The organism is Microbispora sp. NPDC049633 (assembly GCF_040675265.1).
GTDB classification, from domain to species: Bacteria; Actinomycetota; Actinomycetes; order Streptosporangiales; family Streptosporangiaceae; genus Microbispora; species Microbispora maris.
This window is the reverse complement of the sequence record NZ_JBFAOO010000153.1, coordinates 1-17675: the sequence shown is the minus strand read 5'-3', so window position 1 is coordinate 17675 and position 17675 is coordinate 1. Positions and strand designations below refer to the sequence as shown.

The 17675-nt window shown below is 71.7% G+C and carries 16 protein-coding genes; 4 read left to right on the top strand and 12 right to left on the bottom strand.

What is annotated here, in order from left to right:
* On the bottom strand, positions 1–896 hold an 896-nt coding region (locus tag AB0J39_RS29445), incomplete at its 3' end, for a hypothetical protein (protein WP_363470474.1).
* 380 nt (positions 897–1276) lie between these two features.
* Between AB0J39_RS29445 and AB0J39_RS29440 the strand changes: the two genes are divergently transcribed.
* Positions 1277–1624: a hypothetical protein gene (locus AB0J39_RS29440; RefSeq protein ID WP_363470471.1), complete on the top strand. Its 348-nt coding sequence runs from the start codon at positions 1277–1279 to the stop codon at positions 1622–1624.
* A gap of 77 nt (positions 1625–1701) precedes the next feature.
* Here AB0J39_RS29440 and AB0J39_RS29435 read toward each other — a convergent pair whose 3' ends face one another.
* A complete protein-coding gene (locus tag AB0J39_RS29435; protein ID WP_363470469.1) occupies positions 1702–2778 on the bottom strand; it encodes a GNAT family N-acetyltransferase in 1077 nt (358 codons plus the stop codon).
* 196 nt (positions 2779–2974) lie between these two features.
* Between AB0J39_RS29435 and AB0J39_RS29430 the strand changes: the two genes are divergently transcribed.
* Both AB0J39_RS29430 and AB0J39_RS29425 read left to right on the top strand, forming a co-directional pair.
* Entirely contained in the window at positions 2975–4372 is a 1398-nt protein-coding gene (locus AB0J39_RS29430) for an FAD-binding oxidoreductase (protein WP_363470466.1), read from the top strand.
* A gap of 62 nt (positions 4373–4434) precedes the next feature.
* Entirely contained in the window at positions 4435–6042 is a 1608-nt protein-coding gene (locus AB0J39_RS29425; protein ID WP_363470464.1) for an amidohydrolase, read from the top strand.
* A gap of 32 nt (positions 6043–6074) precedes the next feature.
* Here AB0J39_RS29425 and AB0J39_RS29420 read toward each other — a convergent pair whose 3' ends face one another.
* The gene (locus tag AB0J39_RS29420; RefSeq protein ID WP_363470461.1) at positions 6075–6968 is read right to left on the bottom strand and encodes an MBL fold metallo-hydrolase; all 894 of its coding nucleotides are present in this window, start codon (positions 6966–6968) and stop codon (positions 6075–6077) included.
* Between the two features lie 118 nt (positions 6969–7086).
* On the opposite strand from AB0J39_RS29420, the gene AB0J39_RS29415 reads away from it, so the two are divergent.
* Positions 7087–7974: a LysR family transcriptional regulator gene (locus AB0J39_RS29415; protein ID WP_363470459.1), complete on the top strand. Its 888-nt coding sequence runs from the start codon at positions 7087–7089 to the stop codon at positions 7972–7974.
* A gap of 66 nt (positions 7975–8040) precedes the next feature.
* Here AB0J39_RS29415 and AB0J39_RS29410 read toward each other — a convergent pair whose 3' ends face one another.
* The 9 genes from AB0J39_RS29410 to uvrC form a co-directional block, all read right to left on the bottom strand.
* Positions 8041–8388, bottom strand: coding sequence for an RNA polymerase-binding protein RbpA (locus AB0J39_RS29410; protein ID WP_079319880.1), 348 nt, complete (start codon positions 8386–8388; stop codon positions 8041–8043).
* Positions 8389–8463: 75 nt separating this feature from the next.
* Positions 8464–8694 carry a preprotein translocase subunit SecG gene (secG, locus tag AB0J39_RS29405; RefSeq protein WP_142559501.1) on the bottom strand — a complete coding sequence of 77 codons (231 nt, stop codon included), beginning with the start codon at positions 8692–8694 and terminating at the stop codon, positions 8464–8466.
* A gap of 124 nt (positions 8695–8818) precedes the next feature.
* The gene (gene tpiA / locus AB0J39_RS29400) at positions 8819–9598 is read right to left on the bottom strand and encodes a triose-phosphate isomerase (protein WP_363470455.1); all 780 of its coding nucleotides are present in this window, start codon (positions 9596–9598) and stop codon (positions 8819–8821) included.
* Entirely contained in the window at positions 9599–10786 is a 1188-nt protein-coding gene (locus AB0J39_RS29395; RefSeq protein WP_363470452.1) for a phosphoglycerate kinase, read from the bottom strand.
* On the bottom strand, positions 10786–11790 hold the full coding sequence (gene gap, locus AB0J39_RS29390) for a type I glyceraldehyde-3-phosphate dehydrogenase (protein ID WP_363470450.1): 1005 nt from the start codon (positions 11788–11790) through the stop codon (positions 10786–10788). The genes AB0J39_RS29395 and gap overlap by 1 nt, the downstream gene beginning before the upstream one ends.
* Before the next feature lie 276 nt (positions 11791–12066).
* Positions 12067–13047 (bottom strand): DNA-binding protein WhiA, encoded by a 981-nt coding sequence (whiA, locus tag AB0J39_RS29385; RefSeq protein ID WP_030507327.1) that lies wholly within the window; start codon positions 13045–13047, stop codon positions 12067–12069.
* A 63-nt stretch (positions 13048–13110) separates the two neighbouring features.
* A complete protein-coding gene (gene yvcK / locus AB0J39_RS29380; RefSeq protein WP_363470447.1) occupies positions 13111–14070 on the bottom strand; it encodes a uridine diphosphate-N-acetylglucosamine-binding protein YvcK in 960 nt (319 codons plus the stop codon).
* Positions 14071–14351: 281 nt separating this feature from the next.
* Entirely contained in the window at positions 14352–15221 is an 870-nt protein-coding gene (gene rapZ / locus AB0J39_RS29375; protein WP_363470444.1) for an RNase adapter RapZ, read from the bottom strand.
* A 234-nt stretch (positions 15222–15455) separates the two neighbouring features.
* Complete coding sequence (gene uvrC / locus AB0J39_RS29370; protein WP_363470441.1) at positions 15456–17423, bottom strand: excinuclease ABC subunit UvrC; 1968 nt, start codon at positions 17421–17423, stop codon at positions 15456–15458.
* Positions 17424–17675: the final 252 nt, after the last annotated feature.

Here is a 17675-nt window from a genome sequence, read left to right as displayed (position 1 = left end):
TCGCGGGCCTCGTCCGCGCGTACGCGGGCCGAGCGGGCGGCGCGTTCGGCGTTCGTCTCCTCCCGGCGGGCGACCTCCAGCCGGTGTTCGGCCGCATTCAGCTTGTCCTTCGCCTTGGCCAGCTTGGCCGCGAGCGTCTCGACCTTGGCCGTGCGCCGCTCGTGCTCGCGTGCGGCCTCGGCCCGCTCGGCCTCCCAGTCGGCCCGGCCCCGCTCCGCCTCGGTCGCGGCTCGTTCGGCGTCGGCGAGCGCGGTCTCGAGGTTCTCGATCCGGCGACGGCGCTCGGCCTCCCTTTGCTCGGCCTCGCGCCGTTCGCGTTCCCGCCGTTCCTCCTCACCGTCGCGGCGCTCGGGTTTCTCGGCGGTTCTCGCGGGTTTCCGCACCGCACGCGCGGCCGGCTCCGGAGCGGGCCGTACGACGGGGGCGGGGGTGAATCCGCTGTAGCTCAGGGGACGGGTCAGCGTCCCCCGGCGCACCCGCTCGGCCGCGTCCTCGTCCACCACGGCGGCGTCGAGGGTCTGCTCGATCTCCAGGTCGGCCGCGGGGGCCAGCGGATGTCCGGCCGCCTCGGCCTCCTCGCGGACGGACCGGACGAGACGGGCGATGAGCGGGGTCCTGTCGCGGCCGGCCTCGGCCAGGGCGTCGGCGTCCTGGGCCCGCCAGGCCTCCCGCAGCCGCCGGCCGAGGTCGAGCAGCCGGCCGAGTTCGTCCCCGCGCTCCCGGGCCGTCCGGTTCACGGCCCAGGCGACGACGGTGGGCTTGCGCAGCCCTTTGATCCGCTTGGCCAGCACGGCGTCCCCTGCCGCCTTCACTTCCTTCGCCAGCGCGTCGCGAGCCGACGTGAACTCCTCGGGCACCATGCCGTAGAGCCGGTCGGCCGCCTCGTCGAAGTCCACAGACCACCTGTACATGAGTTCGCGGCGGCGTTCCACCGGCACCGGCGAGATCTCCTGAACGGTCGACCGCCGTCGCCACATCGCGGATCGTCCCTCCGCTCTCAGACGTCCCGGCAGGCCGGGTGGCGTGGCTGAGCCGCCTCAAGCGACGATGCGCCGTCCCGAGAATCACAGGTGCGAGCGATACTCGGGGCCCATATTGTCGTTCGACATGACGGACCGGTCGGTCGTGTTCTCTGCCGTGACTCCCACCTGGCACGCCTGGTGATACGTGGCGAAGGCGCCGCATACCGGCTACGGAAGACCGGACAGCTGCACACGCTGGAGGTCGGCGGCGCGCCCGTGTTCCGGCTCTGGCAGCCGTACTCACCGGACGACGCGTGGTCTGTCGAAACGATGACGTCCACTCCACCAACCCCGGGACGGCCACCGCAGGAAGCGATCTCGTATTCGGGCGCCCCACCGGGCCGACGCTCAACGCTCCGCCCATCGGCGTCCCGATCCTCAGTTACACCGGATACGACAACACGCCGGGGATCTGGTTCTTCTCGCTGCCGTTGGCCTCGTCCGTGCGGTCCGTGGACAAGCGGCACGCCCTGTTGATCGTCCCTCTGCGGTCGGAGCTGCTCCTCGACGCGCTGGCCGGCTTCCAGGACAGCGCCCCCGCCATCGCTGTGTGGCACGACAAGCAGGCGCGGGAGTTCGTCGAGTGGTGCATCACCGAGTGACGGCGCGCGCCTGCGGCGACCCGTCCTGGTCCGGTGCCCTGAGCTACACCGGACCAGGAGGACCACCCGTGAGGACGTCAGCTCGGGGATGCCGTCGCCATCACGCCCACGGCGAGCCGCGCCTCCATCACACCGGGGTCCTCGGTGTAGGTGAGCGTCGCGCCGAGGGAGCCGAGCAGCCTGCGCATGCGCGTGTTGTCGTATAGGAGGGTCGCCCGCACCTCGGCGAAGCCGAGGTCCCTGGCCTGTGCCAGCAGCATGCGGGCCAGGTGGGTGCCGAGCCCTCGGCCCTGCCAGCGGTCCTCCACGAGGAAGGCGATCTCCGCTGTGCCCGGGTCCGCGGTGAACATCAACGAGGCGAGTCCGACGACCTGGCCGTCGTGGCCCGCGACGAGCGACTGCCCGCGGGCCCGGTCGCACAGCCGGTCGAACATGTGGGGCGGCAGGGTGGGGTTGGCGGTGAAGTAGCGGAACCTGCGCGTCTCCGGCGAGCAGCGCTCGTGCAGGTCGCGCAGCGCCTCGCGATAGAGCGAGGTCAACGGCTTGACCTGCACCTCCGCGCCGTCGGCGAGCCGCACCGGCCCCTCGGCCGCGGACGGCTCGGCCGGCGGCTGCGCCAGCCTCACCATCGCGGCGGCGCGGGCCGCCTCGGTCAGGGTGAACGGAAGGCCTGAGCGGCGCAGCCGGATCGACCGCCGCGGCGCCACGGGCACCACCAGGAGAGTCGGGTCGGGCAGCTCCGGCGCCTCCCCCTCGTCCCGCTCGCCGTCCTCGGTCCGCGGGCGCACGGCGGTGGCGCCGTACACCCAGCGGGCGTCGTCCGCGCGCAGCAGCTCGCCCAGGATCTCCGGCAGGCGCCAGGGAGCCGAGCGCAGCCGGGCGGCGAGCAGCAGCGTCCGCGTCGGCTCGTCGGTCAGCTCGTGCGCCGTGGCGGGGACGATCCGCACCCGTCTCCCGCCGGCCGCCTCCAGCGCCTCGCGTACGGCCTCGGGGGAGGCGGGGATGTCGGTGACGAACTCGTCGACCGTGCCGTCCGTGTCGGGCTGCACCGACAGGCCCAGGATGTTGCCGCCCCTGTCGGCCAGAGCCGTGGCCAGGGACGCCAGCCGCCCCGGCCGCTCGTCCACGGTCGTACGAATCCGGAAGAACCCCATCGGTATCCGCTCCCTCCGTTGCGCTGGTCTTCAGGGTGGCGGAGTGCTGTTACACCTTTGCTACACAGCGGTGAGCCGATCGTTTCCTGTCGATGCGCCACGTTACGACTACGGTTATCCGCATGCGTTCCATCGGATCTCCACGACATCCGTCGCCGAATAGCGAGATGAGCACGGATATAGCAGGATGTGCACCATGACCGCTCCCCTGTCCCCCGGTTTCGTCAACGGCGAGGTGTCCTTCTGGTATCGGTCGCTCGGCGTCCCCGAGCCCGGAGAACCGCTGGGCGGCGACCTGCGGGCCGACGTGGCCGTGGTCGGCGCGGGCTACACGGGGCTGTGGACCGCCTATTACCTGAAGAAGGCCGACCCGTCGCTGCGGGTCGTCGTGCTGGAGAAGGAGTTCGCCGGGTTCGGCGCTTCCGGGCGCAACGGCGGCTGGCTGACCGGCGCGCTGGCCGGCTCGCCCGAGCGGTACGCGAAGACCCACGGCCGGGACGCGGCCCGGCGGTTGCAGCACGCGATGTTCGAGGCCGTGGACGAGGTCATCCGCGTCGCCCGCGAGGAAAGCATCGACGCCGACATCGTCAAGGGCGGCCTGCTCACGGTCGCCCGGGGCCCGGCGCAGGCGCTGCGGTTGCGCGAGGAACTGACGGCGCAGCGCGAGTGGGGCTGGGACCGCGACGACGTCCGGCTGCTGAGCACCGGCGAGATGAACGACCGGCTGCGGGTGGCGGGCGCGACGGGGGCCACCTGGAGCCCGCACTGCGCCAGGATCCAGCCGGCCAAGCTCGTCCGCGGCCTCGCGCGGGTCGTACGGGACCTCGGTGTCGAGATCTACGAGCGGACGCCGGTCACCGAGATCGCACCCGGCCGGGCGGTCACGCCGTACGGGACGGTGACGGCGGACCACGTCCTGCGCTGCACCGAGGGGTTCACCGCGACCATCGCCGGCCACCACCGCGACTGGCTGCCGATGAACAGTTCCCTGATCGTCACCGCGCCGCTGCCCGAGCAGGTCTGGGCGGAGATCGGCTGGCAGGGCCGCGAGCTGCTCGGCGACATGGCGCACTACTACATGTACGCCCAGCGGACGGCCGACGACCGCATCGCCTTCGGCGGCCGCGGCAGGCCGTACCTGTACGGGTCGAGGGTCGACGAGCGGGGGCACACGCACGCCTGGACCGTGGACGCCCTGTGGGACCTGCTGGTCGCCTTCTTCCCCGCCGTCGCCGGGTCGCGGGTGGAGCACGCCTGGTCGGGGGTGCTCGGCGTGCCGCGCGACTGGTGCTCGGCCGTCCACGTGGACCCCGCGACCGGCCTCGGCTGGGCGGGCGGCTACACGGGTCACGGTGTGACCACCACGAACCTCGCCGGGCGCACGCTGCGCGACCTGGTGCTGCGCCGTGACACCGACCTGACCCGCATGCCGTGGGTGGACCGGCGGGTGCGCGCCTGGGAGCCGGAGCCGCTGCGCTGGTTCGGCGTCCACTCGATGTACCGTCTCTACCGCCTGGCCGACGCCCGAGAGGGCAGGGGCATGGCCAGGACGTCCGTACTGGCCAGGATCGCCGACAGGATCACCGGCCACTAGCCCTCCGTGATCTCGCGTTGGTCGCGAGACGCCCGTACATCTCGAAAAAGGACACGACACCCTTGAGCTCCACCATCTTGTTCCGCGGCGGCCGCGTCTTCGTCCCCGGCGGCTTCGCCGAGGCGGTCCTCGTCCGTGACGGCGTCATCGCCGCCGTCGGTCCCGAGGCCGACCTCGTACGGCTGGCGCCGGGCGCCGAGCCGGTGGACCTCGGCGGCGGCCTGCTGACGCCGGGATTCACCGACGCCCACGTCCACCCGGTGCAGGCCGGGCTGGAGCGGGCCAAGTGCGACCTGTCGGAGGTGTACGGCCTCGACGCCTACACCACGCTGATCGCCGGCTATGCGGCGAACAATCCGGGCAGGGAGTGGATCGACGGCGGCGGCTGGGACATGTCGGCCTTCCCCGGCGGTCTCCCCCACCGGTCGCAGCTCGACTTCCTCGACCGCCCCGCGTACTTCGTGCAGCGCGACCACCACGCCGCCTGGGTCAACACGCGGGCCCTGGAGGTCGCCGGGATCACGAAGGACACCCCCGATCCCGCGGACGGCCGCATCGAGCGCGACCCGGACGGCACACCGAGCGGTGTGCTGCACGAGGGCGCGATGGACCTCGTCGGCCTGCTCACCCCGCGCCCCACCCCGGCCGACGTCGACGCCGCCCTGATGGACGCGCAGTCCCACCTGTTCTCGCTGGGCGTCACCGGCTGGCAGGACGCCATCGTCGGGTCGTACGCCGGGTCGGACGACCAGCTGCCCGCCTATCTGTCCGCCGCCTCCTCGGGACGCCTGCGGGCGCGGGTCGTCGGCGCCCTGTGGTGGGACCGCACCCGCGGCGCCGAGCAGATCCCCGAGCTGGTCGAGCGGCGCGCGACGGCCAAGGGCCTGGACCGCTTCCGGGCGACGTCGGTGAAGATCATGCAGGACGGCATCCCGGAGAACTTCACCGCCGCCGTCATCGAGCCCTACTGCCGCTGCGGCGGCACCGGCCTGTCGTACGTCGACCCGGCGCTGCTCGACGGGTACGTCAAGGAGCTCGACGCCCTGGGCTTCCAGGTGCACTTCCACGCCATCGGCGAGCGGGCCGTGCGCGAGGCGCTCGACGCGCTGACCGGCACCGATCCCGACAACCGGCACCACATCGCGCACGTGCAGATCATCACGCCGCAGGACGTGCCGCGCTTCGCCGAGCTCGGTGTGACGGCCAACCTGCAGGCGCTGTGGGCCACCCACCACCTGCAGATGGACGAGCTGTGCATCCCCTACCTCGGCGAGGAGCGCGCCTCCTGGCAGTACCCCTTCGCCGACCTCGTAGGGCACGGCACCCGCTTCGCCGGGGGCTCGGACTGGCCGGTCTCCTCGGCCAACCCCTTGGAGGCCATGCACGTGGCGGTCAACCGCACCGAGCCGGGCGGCTCCGTGCACGCGACGTACCCCACGGCCCAGACGCCGTTCCTGCCCGAGCAGAGCCTCGACCTGCGGACGATCATGACGGCCTACACCGAGGGCTCGGCCTGGATCAACCGCTCCCCCGCCGGGGTGATCGAGAAGGGCCGCCCGGCCGACCTCGTCGTCCTCGACCGCGACCCCTTCACGCTCGACCCGAAGGACATCTGGACCGCCAAGGTCGTCATGACGTTCCTCGACGGCGAGCCGGTGCACGGCGGGTGACCGGGGCGGCGCCTACGGCGCCGCCGCCCGCGTCATGCGGGGTGCTCGGCGCACAGGCAGCCGACACCCTTCTCGATCCATTCCCGGCCGGCCCACTCCGGGTGCCGCTCGATCATGAGCGCCCTGACCTCCTCGACGATCGTCTGCTCGCCCACGGCCGAGTCCCGGCGCGCCCAGGTCTCGTCGCGCAGCAGTTCGAGGTAGTCGCGGACGTCGGCGAGCAGCTGCGGGCCGCCGACGTCGCCGTGGCCGGGCACCACCACCCGCGGCGACGCGTCGGCCAGCCGCCGCATCACGCTGATCCAGCGGGTGCCGGACACGTCGGTGTCGTACGGCGGGAACCACGGGAAGATGGCGAACTGCCCGGCCTCCACGAGATCGCCGGTGAACATCACCCCGGCGTCGGGGACCGTGATCACCTGGTCGCCCCTGCTGTGCGCCCGGCCGGCGGCCCGCAGCCGCACCACCCGGCCGCCCAGGTCGAGGTCGTACGCGTCGTCGTAGACGACGTCCGGAGTGGCGATCTCGACGCCCTCCAGCTGCCGGGCGACCGGCTCGCCGAGACCCCGGAACATGTCGAGGTAGGCGGCGCCCTTCGCGGTCAGGTCCTCTGCTTGCGCCCGGTTGACCAGGAACGTCGCCTCCCCGGCGAACACCTGCGCCCCGAACGCGTGCTCCGGATGGAAATGCGTCGTGGTCAGGTACAGCCTGCGGCCCGCCGCGTACTCCGTCGCGAACGCGAGCACGGTCTCGGCGTTCCCCGGGCCCATTCCGGTCTCGACGACCAGCACGGAATGCGTGCCGCCGATGAGGCCGATGTTGGGCACCAGCTGCACCCGGCGATTGGGGATCACCACCAGGTCCCGGGCGAGCTCCCGCACCTCCTCGATCCGCACGACGGGCTCGGGCAGCACGTATTCAGACATGGCATCCACTTCTCGGAGAGAGCCTGACAATCGGGCTGCTCCAGTCCATTACCGGATGCTCTGCCGCGTCCAACACCGGTTGCGCACGCCCGATACCGTGCCGGTATCGTCGCCGGTGATGGATCTACGCTCGCTGCGCTACTTCGTGGCGGTCGCCGAGGAGCGCCACTTCGGGCGCGCCGCCGCGCGCCTGCACATGACCCAGCCGCCGCTGAGCCGTGCCGTCCGGCAGCTGGAGGCCGATCTCGGCACCCTCCTGCTGCTCCGGTCGCCCACCGGCGTCACGCTCACCGCCGCCGGGGCCGCGCTGTACGACGAGGCACGCGCGCTGCTGGAGCAGGCCGAGCGAGTGCGCGCCCGGGTCGCCGCCGCGGCCGGCGCCGCCACCCTGACCATCGGCACCCTCGCGGACAGCGCCGAGCAGGCCGGAGCCCGGCTCGCCGCGACCTTCCGCCGGCGTCATCCGGAGGTCCAGGTCCGCGTCCGCGAAGCCGACTTCAGCGACCCGACCACGGGCCTTCGGGCCGGCCTCGTCGACGTCGCCCTCACCAGGGAGCCGTTCGAGGACACCGGGATCACCACCCGCCTGCTGCGCTCCGACCCCATGGGAGTGGTCCTGCGGGCCGACGATCCGCTCGCCCGCCGCGCGACCCTGCGGCTGAGCGACCTCGCCGGCCGCCCGTGGTTCCGGCTGCCCGACGGCACCGATCCCGTCTGGCGCGCCTACTGGAACGCCACCGCGCCCGGCGGCGAGCTCAGGGACGGCCCGGTGGTGCGTACCGTCCACGAGTGCCTGCAGGCCGTTCTGTGGAACGGCACGGTCGGGCTGGCGCCGGCGGCCCACGCGCTGCCCGAGGGGCTCACGTCGGTGCCACTGGCCGACATGCCGCCCAGCCGCCTCGTCCTGGCCTGGAACAGCGCCGACGCCAACCCGCTGATCCGCTCGTTCGCCCACATCGCCACGGCCGTGTACCGCTCCGCCGGCCAGGAGCCTGCGCATACATGAAGGCCCTCCCCGCCTGAGCGGGAAGGGCCTGCACAGTTGTCCAGATCGGTGAACCGGGCGTCCGGATCAGTAGATCGGGCGGGAGGAGGAGCGCAGCCGCTCCAGCGCCTCGGCGAGGATCTGCGCGCCGTCCTTGTCGCTACGGCGCTCCTTCACGTACGCGAGGTGCGTCTTGTACGGCTCGTTCTTCGGCGGAGCGGGCGGGTTCGACTGGTCCTGCCCGGCCGGCAGTCCGCACCGCGGGCAGTCCCAGAACTCGGGGACGGCCGCGTCGCTGGCGAAGCTCGGGCGTGTCTCGTGCATGTTCGCGCACCAGAACGAGACCCGCACACGGGGGGCGGCCTCGCCGCGTTCGGCCTCTCCCATGGGGCCAGCGCCGACTCGGCTGCCACGGATCGCGTTGCCACTACCCACCGAAGAACTCCTTGCTCGATCGCCCCGCGGACGGGGGGAGGTGAATCTCTGTCACGCGTGGCCGGAGGCCGTCCGCTACGGCTTGAGCAGCAGGCCCAGCGCGATGATGCAGACGAACCAGACGATGCCCGTGATGATGGTCAGGCGGTCCAGGTTGCGCTCCACCACCGACGAACCACCGAAGGACGAGGTGAACCCGCCTCCGAACAGGTCCGACAGACCGCCGCCCTTGCCCTTGTGGAGCAGGACGAGCAGCACCATCAGAGCGCTCGACAGGATGAGGGCGATGGAGATTCCGATTGTCACCGTAGACCTGTTCCTATGTCCGGACGTGCACGACGCGTTGTGCACGATGCCATCGGCGTGACGATTCAATTGTGTCCCTTGAGGGTACGACCTGTTGTCAAGTCGCACCCCCCAAACGGCTCAGCTAGCCGGAGGTCTCGCCGAATCGGCAGATCTTGGCGAATTCCCCCGCGTCGAGGCTGGCCCCTCCCACGAGGGCGCCGTCGATGTCGGCCTCCGCCATGATGCCGGCGACGTTGTCCGACTTCACCGAGCCACCGTAAAGGATACGGACAACAGAGGCCACTTCGTCACCGTAGAGCTCGGCGAGTCGCGTCCTGATGGCGCCGCAGACCTCCTGGGCGTCCTTCGGCGTGGCGACCTCGCCGGTGCCGATCGCCCAGACCGGCTCGTACGCGATCACGATGGACTTCACCTGCTCGGCGGGGACGCCCTCCAGCGCGCCGTCGAGCTGCGCCAGCGTGTGCTCCACGTGGCGGCCCTCCTGGCGCACCGGCAGCCCCTCGCCCACGCACAGGATGGGCGTCAGCGAGTGCCGGTAGGCGGCCTTGACCTTGGCGTTGCACAGCGCCTCGTCCTCGGCGTGGTACTGCCGCCGCTCCGAGTGCCCCACGAGCACGTAGGTGCAGCCGAGCTTGGCCAGCATCGCCCCGGAGATCTCCCCGGTGTACGCCCCGGAGTCCTGCGCCGACAGGTCCTGGGCGCCGTAGGCGATGCGGAGCTTGTCGGCGTCCACCAGCGTCTGCACGCTACGCAGGTCGGTGAACGGCGGGATGACCGCCGCGTCCGCCTTGTCGTAGTCGCGGTCGGTCAACGTGAACGCCAGCTTCTGCACCAGGTTGATGGCCTCGAGGTGATTGAGGTTCATCTTCCAGTTGCCGGCGAACAGCGGCTTGCGAGCCATCTACTCCTCCAGCGCCGCGAGTCCGGGCAGCGTCTTGCCTTCGAGGTACTCGAGGCTCGCGCCACCACCGGTGGAAATGTGCGAGAAACCGTCTTCGGGCAGGCCGAGCTTGCGCACGGCCGCCGCCGAGTCGCCGCCGCCGACCACGGTGAACGCCTTGGAGCTCACCAGCGCCTCGGCCACCGCGCGGGTGCCGCCGGAGAACGCCTCGAACTCGAACACGCCCATCGGGCCGTTCCAGAACACCGTCTGGGCGTCGGCCAGCTTCGAGGCGAACAGCTCCCGGGTGCGGGGGCCGATGTCCAGGCCCTCACGGTCGGCCGGGATCGCGGTGGACTCCACGACGTCGTGGGGCGCGTCGGCGCCGAACTCGGTCGCGGCGAGCACGTCCACAGGCAGCACCAGCTCGACGCCGCGGGAGGCCGCCTCCTCGAGGAATCCCTTCACCTGGTCGATCTGGTCCTCCTGCAGCAGGGACTTGCCCACCTCGTGGCCCTGGGCCTTGAGGAAGGTGTAGGCCATGCCGCCGCCGATGAGCAGGCGGTCCACCTTGGACAGCAGGTTCGCGATCACACCGAGCTTGTCGGAGACCTTCGCGCCGCCCAGCACGACGACGTACGGCCTGGCCGGGTCCTCGGTGAGCTTGCGCAGCACCTCGACCTCGGCGAGGACCAGGTCGCCGGCCGCGTGCGGCAGCCGCTTGGGCAGGTCGTAGACGCTGGCGTGCTTGCGGTGCACCGCGCCGAAGCCGTCGCCGACGTAGAGCTCGGCGAGGGCGGCCAGCTTGTCGGCGAACTCGCCCCTGACCGCGTCGTCCTTGGACTCCTCGCCCGGCTCGAAGCGCAGGTTCTCCAGGAGGGCGACCTGCCCGTCCTGCAGGCCCGCCACCACGCTCTGCGCGGACTCGCCCACCACGTCGGCGGCGAAGGCCACGTCCTCGCCGAGCAGCTCGGCCAGCCGCCGGGAGACCGGGGCGAGCGAGTACTTCGGCGTTACCGAGCCCTTGGGGCGGCCGAGGTGGGCGGCGACGACGACCCTCGCGCCGCGCTCGACCAGCTTCCTGATCGTCGGCACCGACGCCCGGATGCGGCCGTCGTCGGTGATCGTCTCCCCGTCGAGGGGGACGTTGAGGTCGGCGCGCACGAACACGCGCCGGCCCTTCACGTCGAGCTCGTCGATTCCGATCATCAGAGGGAGGCGCCCACGTACTCGATGAGGTCCACGAGGCGGTTGGAGTAGCCCCACTCGTTGTCGTACCAGCCGACGACCTTGACCTGGTTGCCGATGACCTTGGTGAGGCCGGCGTCGAAGATGCAGGACGACGGGTCGGTGACGATGTCGCTGGAGACGATCTCGTCCTCGGTGTAGCTGAGGAAGCCCTTGAGCGGGCCCTCGGCGGCGGCCTTGAGCGCGGCGTTGACCTCCTCGACGGTGGTCTCACGGCCGACCTCGACCGTGAGGTCGGTGGCCGAGCCCGTCGGGATCGGCACACGCAGCGCGTAGCCGTCGAGCTTGCCCTTCAGCTCCGGCAGGACCAGGCCGATGGCCTTGGCGGCGCCGGTGGAGGTCGGGACGATGTTCAGCGCGGCGGCGCGGGCGCGGCGCAGGTCCTTGTGCGGGCCGTCCTGCAGGTTCTGGTCCTGCGTGTAGGCGTGGATGGTGGTCATCAGGCCCTTCTCGATACCGAAGGTGTCGTTGATGACCTTGGCCATCGGGGCCAGGCAGTTGGTGGTGCAGGAGGCGTTCGAGATGATCGTGTGAGCCGCCGGGTCGTACTTGTCGTGGTTCACGCCCATGACGATCGTCACGTCTTCGTTCTTCGCCGGAGCGGAGATGATGACCTTCTTCGCGCCGTTGTCGGCGTGCACCTTGGCCTTGGCGGCGTCGGTGAACAGACCGGTCGACTCGACGACGACGTCCACGCCGAGGTCGCCCCAGGGCAGCTTGGCGGGGTCGCGCTCGGCGAACGCCTTGATCGCCTTGCCGTCAACGGTGATCTCGTCCGCCGAGGCCTTGACCTCGTACGGCAGGCGGCCCAGGATGCTGTCGTACTTCAGCAGGTGGGCCAGCGTGGCGTTGTCGGTGAGGTCGTTGACGGCGACGACCTCGATGTCCTTGCCGCTGGCCGCCACAGCGCGCCAGAAGTTGCGGCCGATACGGCCGAAGCCGTTGACGCCTACGCGGATGCTCACGGAACCGATCTCCTCGTACGTCGTGCGCCGGACTACCGGCGCCAGGGCTGTGTTAAACCTCAATGACAGACCTTATCGGACCCAAATTGGTGTAGACCACCGGGCCGCACTTTGACGGCGTGTCAGGCCGGACAGGCCGGTGAGCGGGTCCTTTCCCCATGGCGCGGACCCCGCCGCACCCCGTTCCGCGGGACCGCCGCCCTCCGCGATCGGCCGCCTGGGACGGCACGGCGACGCCGTCTCCGGGGCCCGGGGACGGAACCGGTAGAGGGACCGCTACTGAGCGAGCATGTCGGCGGTGAGGTTGGCCTCGGTGTTGGCGATGCCGAGGTCCTGGGCGCGCTTGTCGGCCATGGCGAGCAGGCGCCGGATGCGCCCGGCGATGGCGTCCTTGGTCAGCGGCGGGTCGGCGATCTGGCCGAGCTCCTCCAGGGACGCCTGCTTGTGCTCGACCCGCAGCCGGCCGGCGATCACGAGGTGCTCGGGGGCCTCGTCGCCGAGGATCTCCAGCGCCCGCTGCACCCGCGCCCCCGCGGCCACGGCCGCCCGGGCCGACCTGCGCAGGTTCGCGTCGTCGAAGTTGGCCAGGCGGTTGGCGGTGGCCCGCACCTCGCGGCGCATCCGCCGCTCCTCCCAGGCCAGCACGCTGTCGTGGGCGCCGAGCCGGGTCAGCAGCGCGCTGATCGCGTCGCCGTCGCGCACCACCACGCGGTCGACGCCGCGCACCTCGCGGGCCTTGGCGTGGATCTTGAGCCGCCGGGCCGAGCCGACCAGGGCCAGCGCGGCCTCGGGGCCGGGGCAGGTCACCTCCAGCGACATCGACCGGCCCGGCTCGGTCAGGGACCCGTGCGCGAGGAACGCGCCCCGCCAGGCCGCCTCGGCGTCACAGGTCGCCCCGGAGACGACCTGCCGGGGCAGCCCCCGCACGGGACGTCCGTGGTTGTCGATCAGGCCGGTCTGCCGGGCCAGCGCCTCGCCGTCCTTGTAGACGCGCACGACGTAGCGCGAGCCCTTGCGCAGCCCGGCGGGGGCGAGGACCAGCACCTCGGCCTTGTGCCCGAAGACCTCGCCGATGTCCTTGATCAGCCTGCGGGCGGTGGCGTTGGTGTCGAGCTCGGCCTCGATCACGATGCGCCCGCCCACCAGGTGCAGCCCGCTGGCGAACCGCAGCAGCGTGGACACCTCCGCCTTCCGGCAGCATGGCTTGAGCACCGGAAGGCGGCTCAGCTCGTCTTTCACCACACCCGTCATGGCCATCAGCGCGTGTCCTCCCCCAAACAGACTCTGCCCGCCAGTCTCTCGCACCTTGTGCGCACGCAATCACCGCTTCTCGCGGAAAATCTCATCCAGGACAGCGGCAAGACGTGGTCCGTCGTGCCGGGCGGATCCGTCAGAGGCGGCCACATCGGCCAAAACGACCCGGCCGCCCATCGACGCCGCCGCCTTCTCCAGCGCCCTCGGGTCGGCGACCACCGCGTCGTCCGCGACCACGGCGTCGACGAGCAGCGCGGGGGCGTGCTCCCTGAGCACCTCCAGGTGCCGTTCGGGCGAGAATCCGTCGGTCTCCCCCGCCTGCGGCGCGAGGTTGAGGATCACCATCCGCCTGGCGCTCGTCTCGTGCAGCGCCCGGGCGAGCCCGGGCACCTTGAGGTGCGGCAGCACGCTGGTGAACCAGGAGCCGGGCCCGAACACCACCCAGTCGGCCGCCTCGATCGCCTCGATCGCCTGGGGGCAGGCGGGCGGGTCGGGCGGCAGCAGCGAGATGGAGCGAACCCGCCCGGGCGTCAGCGCGCAGGCGACCTGCCCGCGCACCGTGGTGATCAGCCCGTCCAGCTCGACCTGCGCCTGGATGTCGAGCGGCACGGACGCCATGGGCAGCACGCGGCCGTGCGCGCCGAGCAGGCGGCCCACCCATTCCAGGCCGACGACGGGATCGTCCAGCAGTTCCCAGAGCGCGACGATGAGCAGGTTGCCGACGGCGTGGCCGTGCAGCTCGCCCTCGCTCCTGAACCGGTGCTGGACGACCTCGCTCCAGGTCTTGCCCCACTCGTCGTCGCCGCACAGGGCCGCGAGCGCCATCCGCAGGTCACCGGGCGGCAGCACCCCCAGTTCGCGCCTGAGACGTCCGCTGGAGCCGCCGTCGTCGGCCACCGTCACCACGGCCGTCAGGTCGTCGGTGACGGTCCTGAGGGCCGACAGGGAGGCGTAGAGGCCGTGGCCACCGCCGAGTGCGACGACCTTGGGACCGCTCGCGGCGGTCTCGGACTGCTGGGGGAACATCGGTCTGCCGGGGTTGGGGGATTTCGGGAAATGTCGGGGGACGGGGGGGTCCGCGGCTTCCGCGGCGGGGTCCTTCATCGTCCTCCTCGCCGCGCCACGAGCACCGCTCTGCGGAGCCGTGGCGCTCACGTCGTGCTGATCGATCGCGCCCTTCCGGTCACCGCGGCGGCACCGGGCGCGCCCCTCGGCGGCCGCGGTGCGGGCCCGGACCCGTCACGGGCCGGTGCCCGCCACCGTACGCCCTGAGGGGACCGCCCCCACCGCGCGGCGGCCGGAAGCCGTCACTCGCGGCCCACGTCCCGGTGGCTGACCTGGACGTCCATGCCGCGCTCGCGCAGGCGCGCGCCGAGCTGCTCCGCCATCGCGACGCTGCGGTGCTTGCCTCCGGTGCAGCCCACGGCGAGGGTGGCGTAGCCCTTGCCCTCGCGGGTGTATCCGGCGGCCACGACGCCGAGGACCTCCTCGTATCCGTCGAGGAACTCCTTGGCACCCGGCTGGTTGAGCACGTAGTCGCGCACGGGGGCGTCGAGCCCGTTCATGGGCCGCAGCTCCGGCACCCAGTGCGGGTTGGGCAGGAACCGGCAGTCCACGACGAGGTCGGCGTCGACCGGCAGGCCGTACTTGTAGCCGAAGGACACCACGTTGACCTTCAGCCCGGGCCGGTCCTCGCCGCCGAAGAACGACACGATCTTCTTGCGCAGCTCGTGGACGTTCAGCAGTGACGTGTCGATGACGAGGTCGGCGTTGGCGCGGACCTCGCGCAGGATGCCGCGCTCACGGTCGATCCCGTCGACGAGCCGCCCGTCGCCCTGCAGCGGGTGGGGCCGCCGGACGTTCTCGAACCTGCGGACCAGTTCCTCGTCGCTGGCCTCCAGGAACACCACCCGGACGCCGACGCCGCGCCCGTCGAGCTCCTCGATCGCCGCGTTGAGGTCGGTGGTGAAGGCGAGGCTGCGCACGTCGACCACGGCCGCGACGCGGTCGGTCGCCATGTTCACCCGGCCGGCCTCCTCGGCCAGCGAGGACAGCAGCCCCGGCGGCAGGTTGTCGATCACGTACCAGCCGAGGTCCTCCAGAGACTTCGCCGCGGTGCTGCGCCCCGCCCCCGACATTCCAGTGATCACCACGAATGCCGGCTCAGTCGTGCTCATCGCCCGCTCACCGCCTTGCCGCCCATGTCATCTCGCCCAACGTCAGCCCCGTCCGCGCCCGGCGCCCGCGCCGGGCCGCCGGGACCTGGCCTGCCCCGCGGGGAGGACCTTCTGGTGCCGGAGCATGACACCTCTTCACCTGATCGCGCCACCGCCACGCCGGGCAACTCCCATGGTGCCCTCCCTGCTGTCCCCGCCCTGGCCGGGACATGCCACGGTGCTCGCGCGGGCGCCTCACGACCCCTGCCCCGCCGGGGACGGGCTCTCACCGCGCAGTGCCGCGACGATGGCCTCGGCGGTCGCGCGGCCGATGCCGGGGACCTCGCGGATCTCCTCCGCGCTCGCCTCCCGCAGCCGCTTCACCGACCCGAAGTGACGCAGCAGGGCCTGACGGCGTGCCGGGCCCAGGCCCGGCACCTGGTCGAGTGCGCTCTCTTTGAGCGATTTCGACCTCTTCGTCCGATGGTAGGTGATGGCGAACCTGTGCGCTTCGTCACGGACGCGCTGTAACAGGTAAAGCCCCTCGCTGCTGCGCGGCAGGATCACGGGCTGGTCGTCGCCGGGCAGCCACACCTCCTCCAGCCGCTTGGCCAGGCCGCACACGGCGACGTCGTCGATGCCGAGCTCGTCCAGGGCGCGCTGGGCGGCCGCCGCCTGCGCCGGGCCGCCGTCCACCACCACGAGGTTGGGAGGGTAGGCGAACTTGCGGGGACGGCCGGTCTCCGGGTCGATCGGCGTCCCGGCCCCGTGCCCGGCTTCGCGCTCGCCCGCGTGGTCCGCCCCGTCGTCCGCCTCGGCGTCCAGCTCGCCCGTCTCCGCCCGCTCCTCCAGGTAGCGCTTGAACCGCCTGCAGATCACCTCGTATATCGAGGCGACGTCGCCTTCCGCAGTCCTGATGGAGAAGCGGCGGTACTCGCTCTTGCGGACCAGGCCGTCCTCGAAGACCACCATCGAGGCCACGACGTTCTCGCCCTGGATGTGCGACACGTCGTAGCACTCGATCCGCAGCGGCGCCTGGTCGAGGTCGAGGGCGTCGGCGATCTCCTGCAGGGCCCGGCTGCGCGTGGTGAGGTCGCTGGCGCGGCGCAGCTTGTGCTGGGCGAGCGACTCCTTGGCGTTGCGCTCCACCGTCTCCATGAGGCTCTTCTTGTCACCGCGCTGGGGAACGCGCAGGTCGACCCGGGAGCCCCGCTGCTCGCTCAGCAGCTCGATCAGCGCGGTCTCGTCCGGGGGCCGCGCCGGCACGAGGATCTCACGGGGAATCGTGGCCTCGCCGTACATCTGGAGCAGGAACTGCTCCACCAGCTCGCCGGGGGTGGCCTCCTCGACCTTGTCCACCACCCAGCCGCGCTGCCCGCGGATGCGGCCGCCGCGCACGTAGAAGACCTGGACCGCCGCCTCCAGCGGATCCTCCGCGAGGGCGATCACGTCGCAGTCGGTGCCGTCGCCGAGCACGACCGTCTGCTTCTCCAGGGCCCGTTGCAGCGCCTGGATGTCGTCGCGCAGCCGCGCGGCCCGCTCGTACTCCTCCACGGCCGCCGCGTCGCGCATATCGCGCTCCAGCCGCTTGATGAAGCGCCCGGTGTTGCCGGCCATGAAGTCGCAGAAGTCCTCGGCGAGGGCGCGATGCTCCTCCGGGGTGACCCGGCCGACGCAGGGCGCCGAGCACTTGTCGATGTATCCCAGCAGGCAGGGGCGGCCGATCTGCCCCGCCCGCTTGAAGACCCCGGCCGAGCACGTCCGCACGGGGAAGACGCGCAGCAGCAGGTCGACGGTCTCCCGGATGGCCCAGGCGTGCGAGTAGGGGCCGAAGTAGCGGGTGCCCTTCCGCTTGGCCCCGCGCATCACCTGCACCCGGGGGAAGTCCTCCCCCATCGTCACGGCCAGGTACGGGTACGACTTGTCGTCGCGGTACTTGACGTTGAACCGGGGGTCGAACTCCTTGATCCAGGAGTATTCGAGCTGGAGCGCCTCGACCTCGGTGCCGACCACCGTCCAGTCCACGGACGCCGCGGTCGTGAGCATCGTCTGCGTCCGCGGGTGCAGGCCGGCGAAGTCCGCGAAGTACGAGTTGAGCCGCTGCCGCAGGCTCTTCGCCTTGCCCACGTAGATCACCCGGCCGCCCGGGTCGCGGAAGCGATAGACGCCTGGCGACTCGGGGATCGATCCGGGCGCCGGTCGATAGGTTGCCGGATCCGCCACACCCAAAGACTACTGGGCCCCGCCGACAATCCCCGCCGACAATCCCGGCCGACGAGCCAGGGCCCGCGCGGGTCCTGGTGCGATGAGAGGTGAGCGCACCTTTACGGCGTAGATCAGCCCAGCCCCGGCCGATTCCGCCGATCGCCCGGCGGGCACGACCGCGGCCGCCGGCGTGACGTTTCACCTGCCGTCCCGTGGCGGCCGCACCGGTCCCGCGCCCCGGGAAAACCTCTCCGACGCGGCCCGGCCGGC

Bases quoted from the DNA above. Each gene is read 5' to 3' on its own strand.
- AB0J39_RS29415 (WP_363470459.1), top strand. From the start codon at position 7,087: ATGGATCTACGCTCGCTGCGCTACTTCGTGGCGGTCGCCGAGGAGCGC.
- rapZ (WP_363470444.1), bottom strand. From the start codon at position 15,221: ATGAGCACGACTGAGCCGGCATTCGTGGTGATCACTGGAATGTCGGGG.
- AB0J39_RS29435 (WP_363470469.1), bottom strand. From the start codon at position 2,778: ATGGGGTTCTTCCGGATTCGTACGACCGTGGACGAGCGGCCGGGGCGG.
- AB0J39_RS29420 (WP_363470461.1), bottom strand. From the start codon at position 6,968: ATGTCTGAATACGTGCTGCCCGAGCCCGTCGTGCGGATCGAGGAGGTG.
- tpiA (WP_363470455.1), bottom strand. From the start codon at position 9,598: ATGGCTCGCAAGCCGCTGTTCGCCGGCAACTGGAAGATGAACCTCAAT.
- AB0J39_RS29430 (WP_363470466.1), top strand. From the start codon at position 2,975: ATGACCGCTCCCCTGTCCCCCGGTTTCGTCAACGGCGAGGTGTCCTTC.
- yvcK (WP_363470447.1), bottom strand. From the start codon at position 14,070: ATGTTCCCCCAGCAGTCCGAGACCGCCGCGAGCGGTCCCAAGGTCGTC.
- whiA (WP_030507327.1), bottom strand. From the start codon at position 13,047: ATGGCCATGACGGGTGTGGTGAAAGACGAGCTGAGCCGCCTTCCGGTG.
- AB0J39_RS29395 (WP_363470452.1), bottom strand. From the start codon at position 10,786: ATGATCGGAATCGACGAGCTCGACGTGAAGGGCCGGCGCGTGTTCGTG.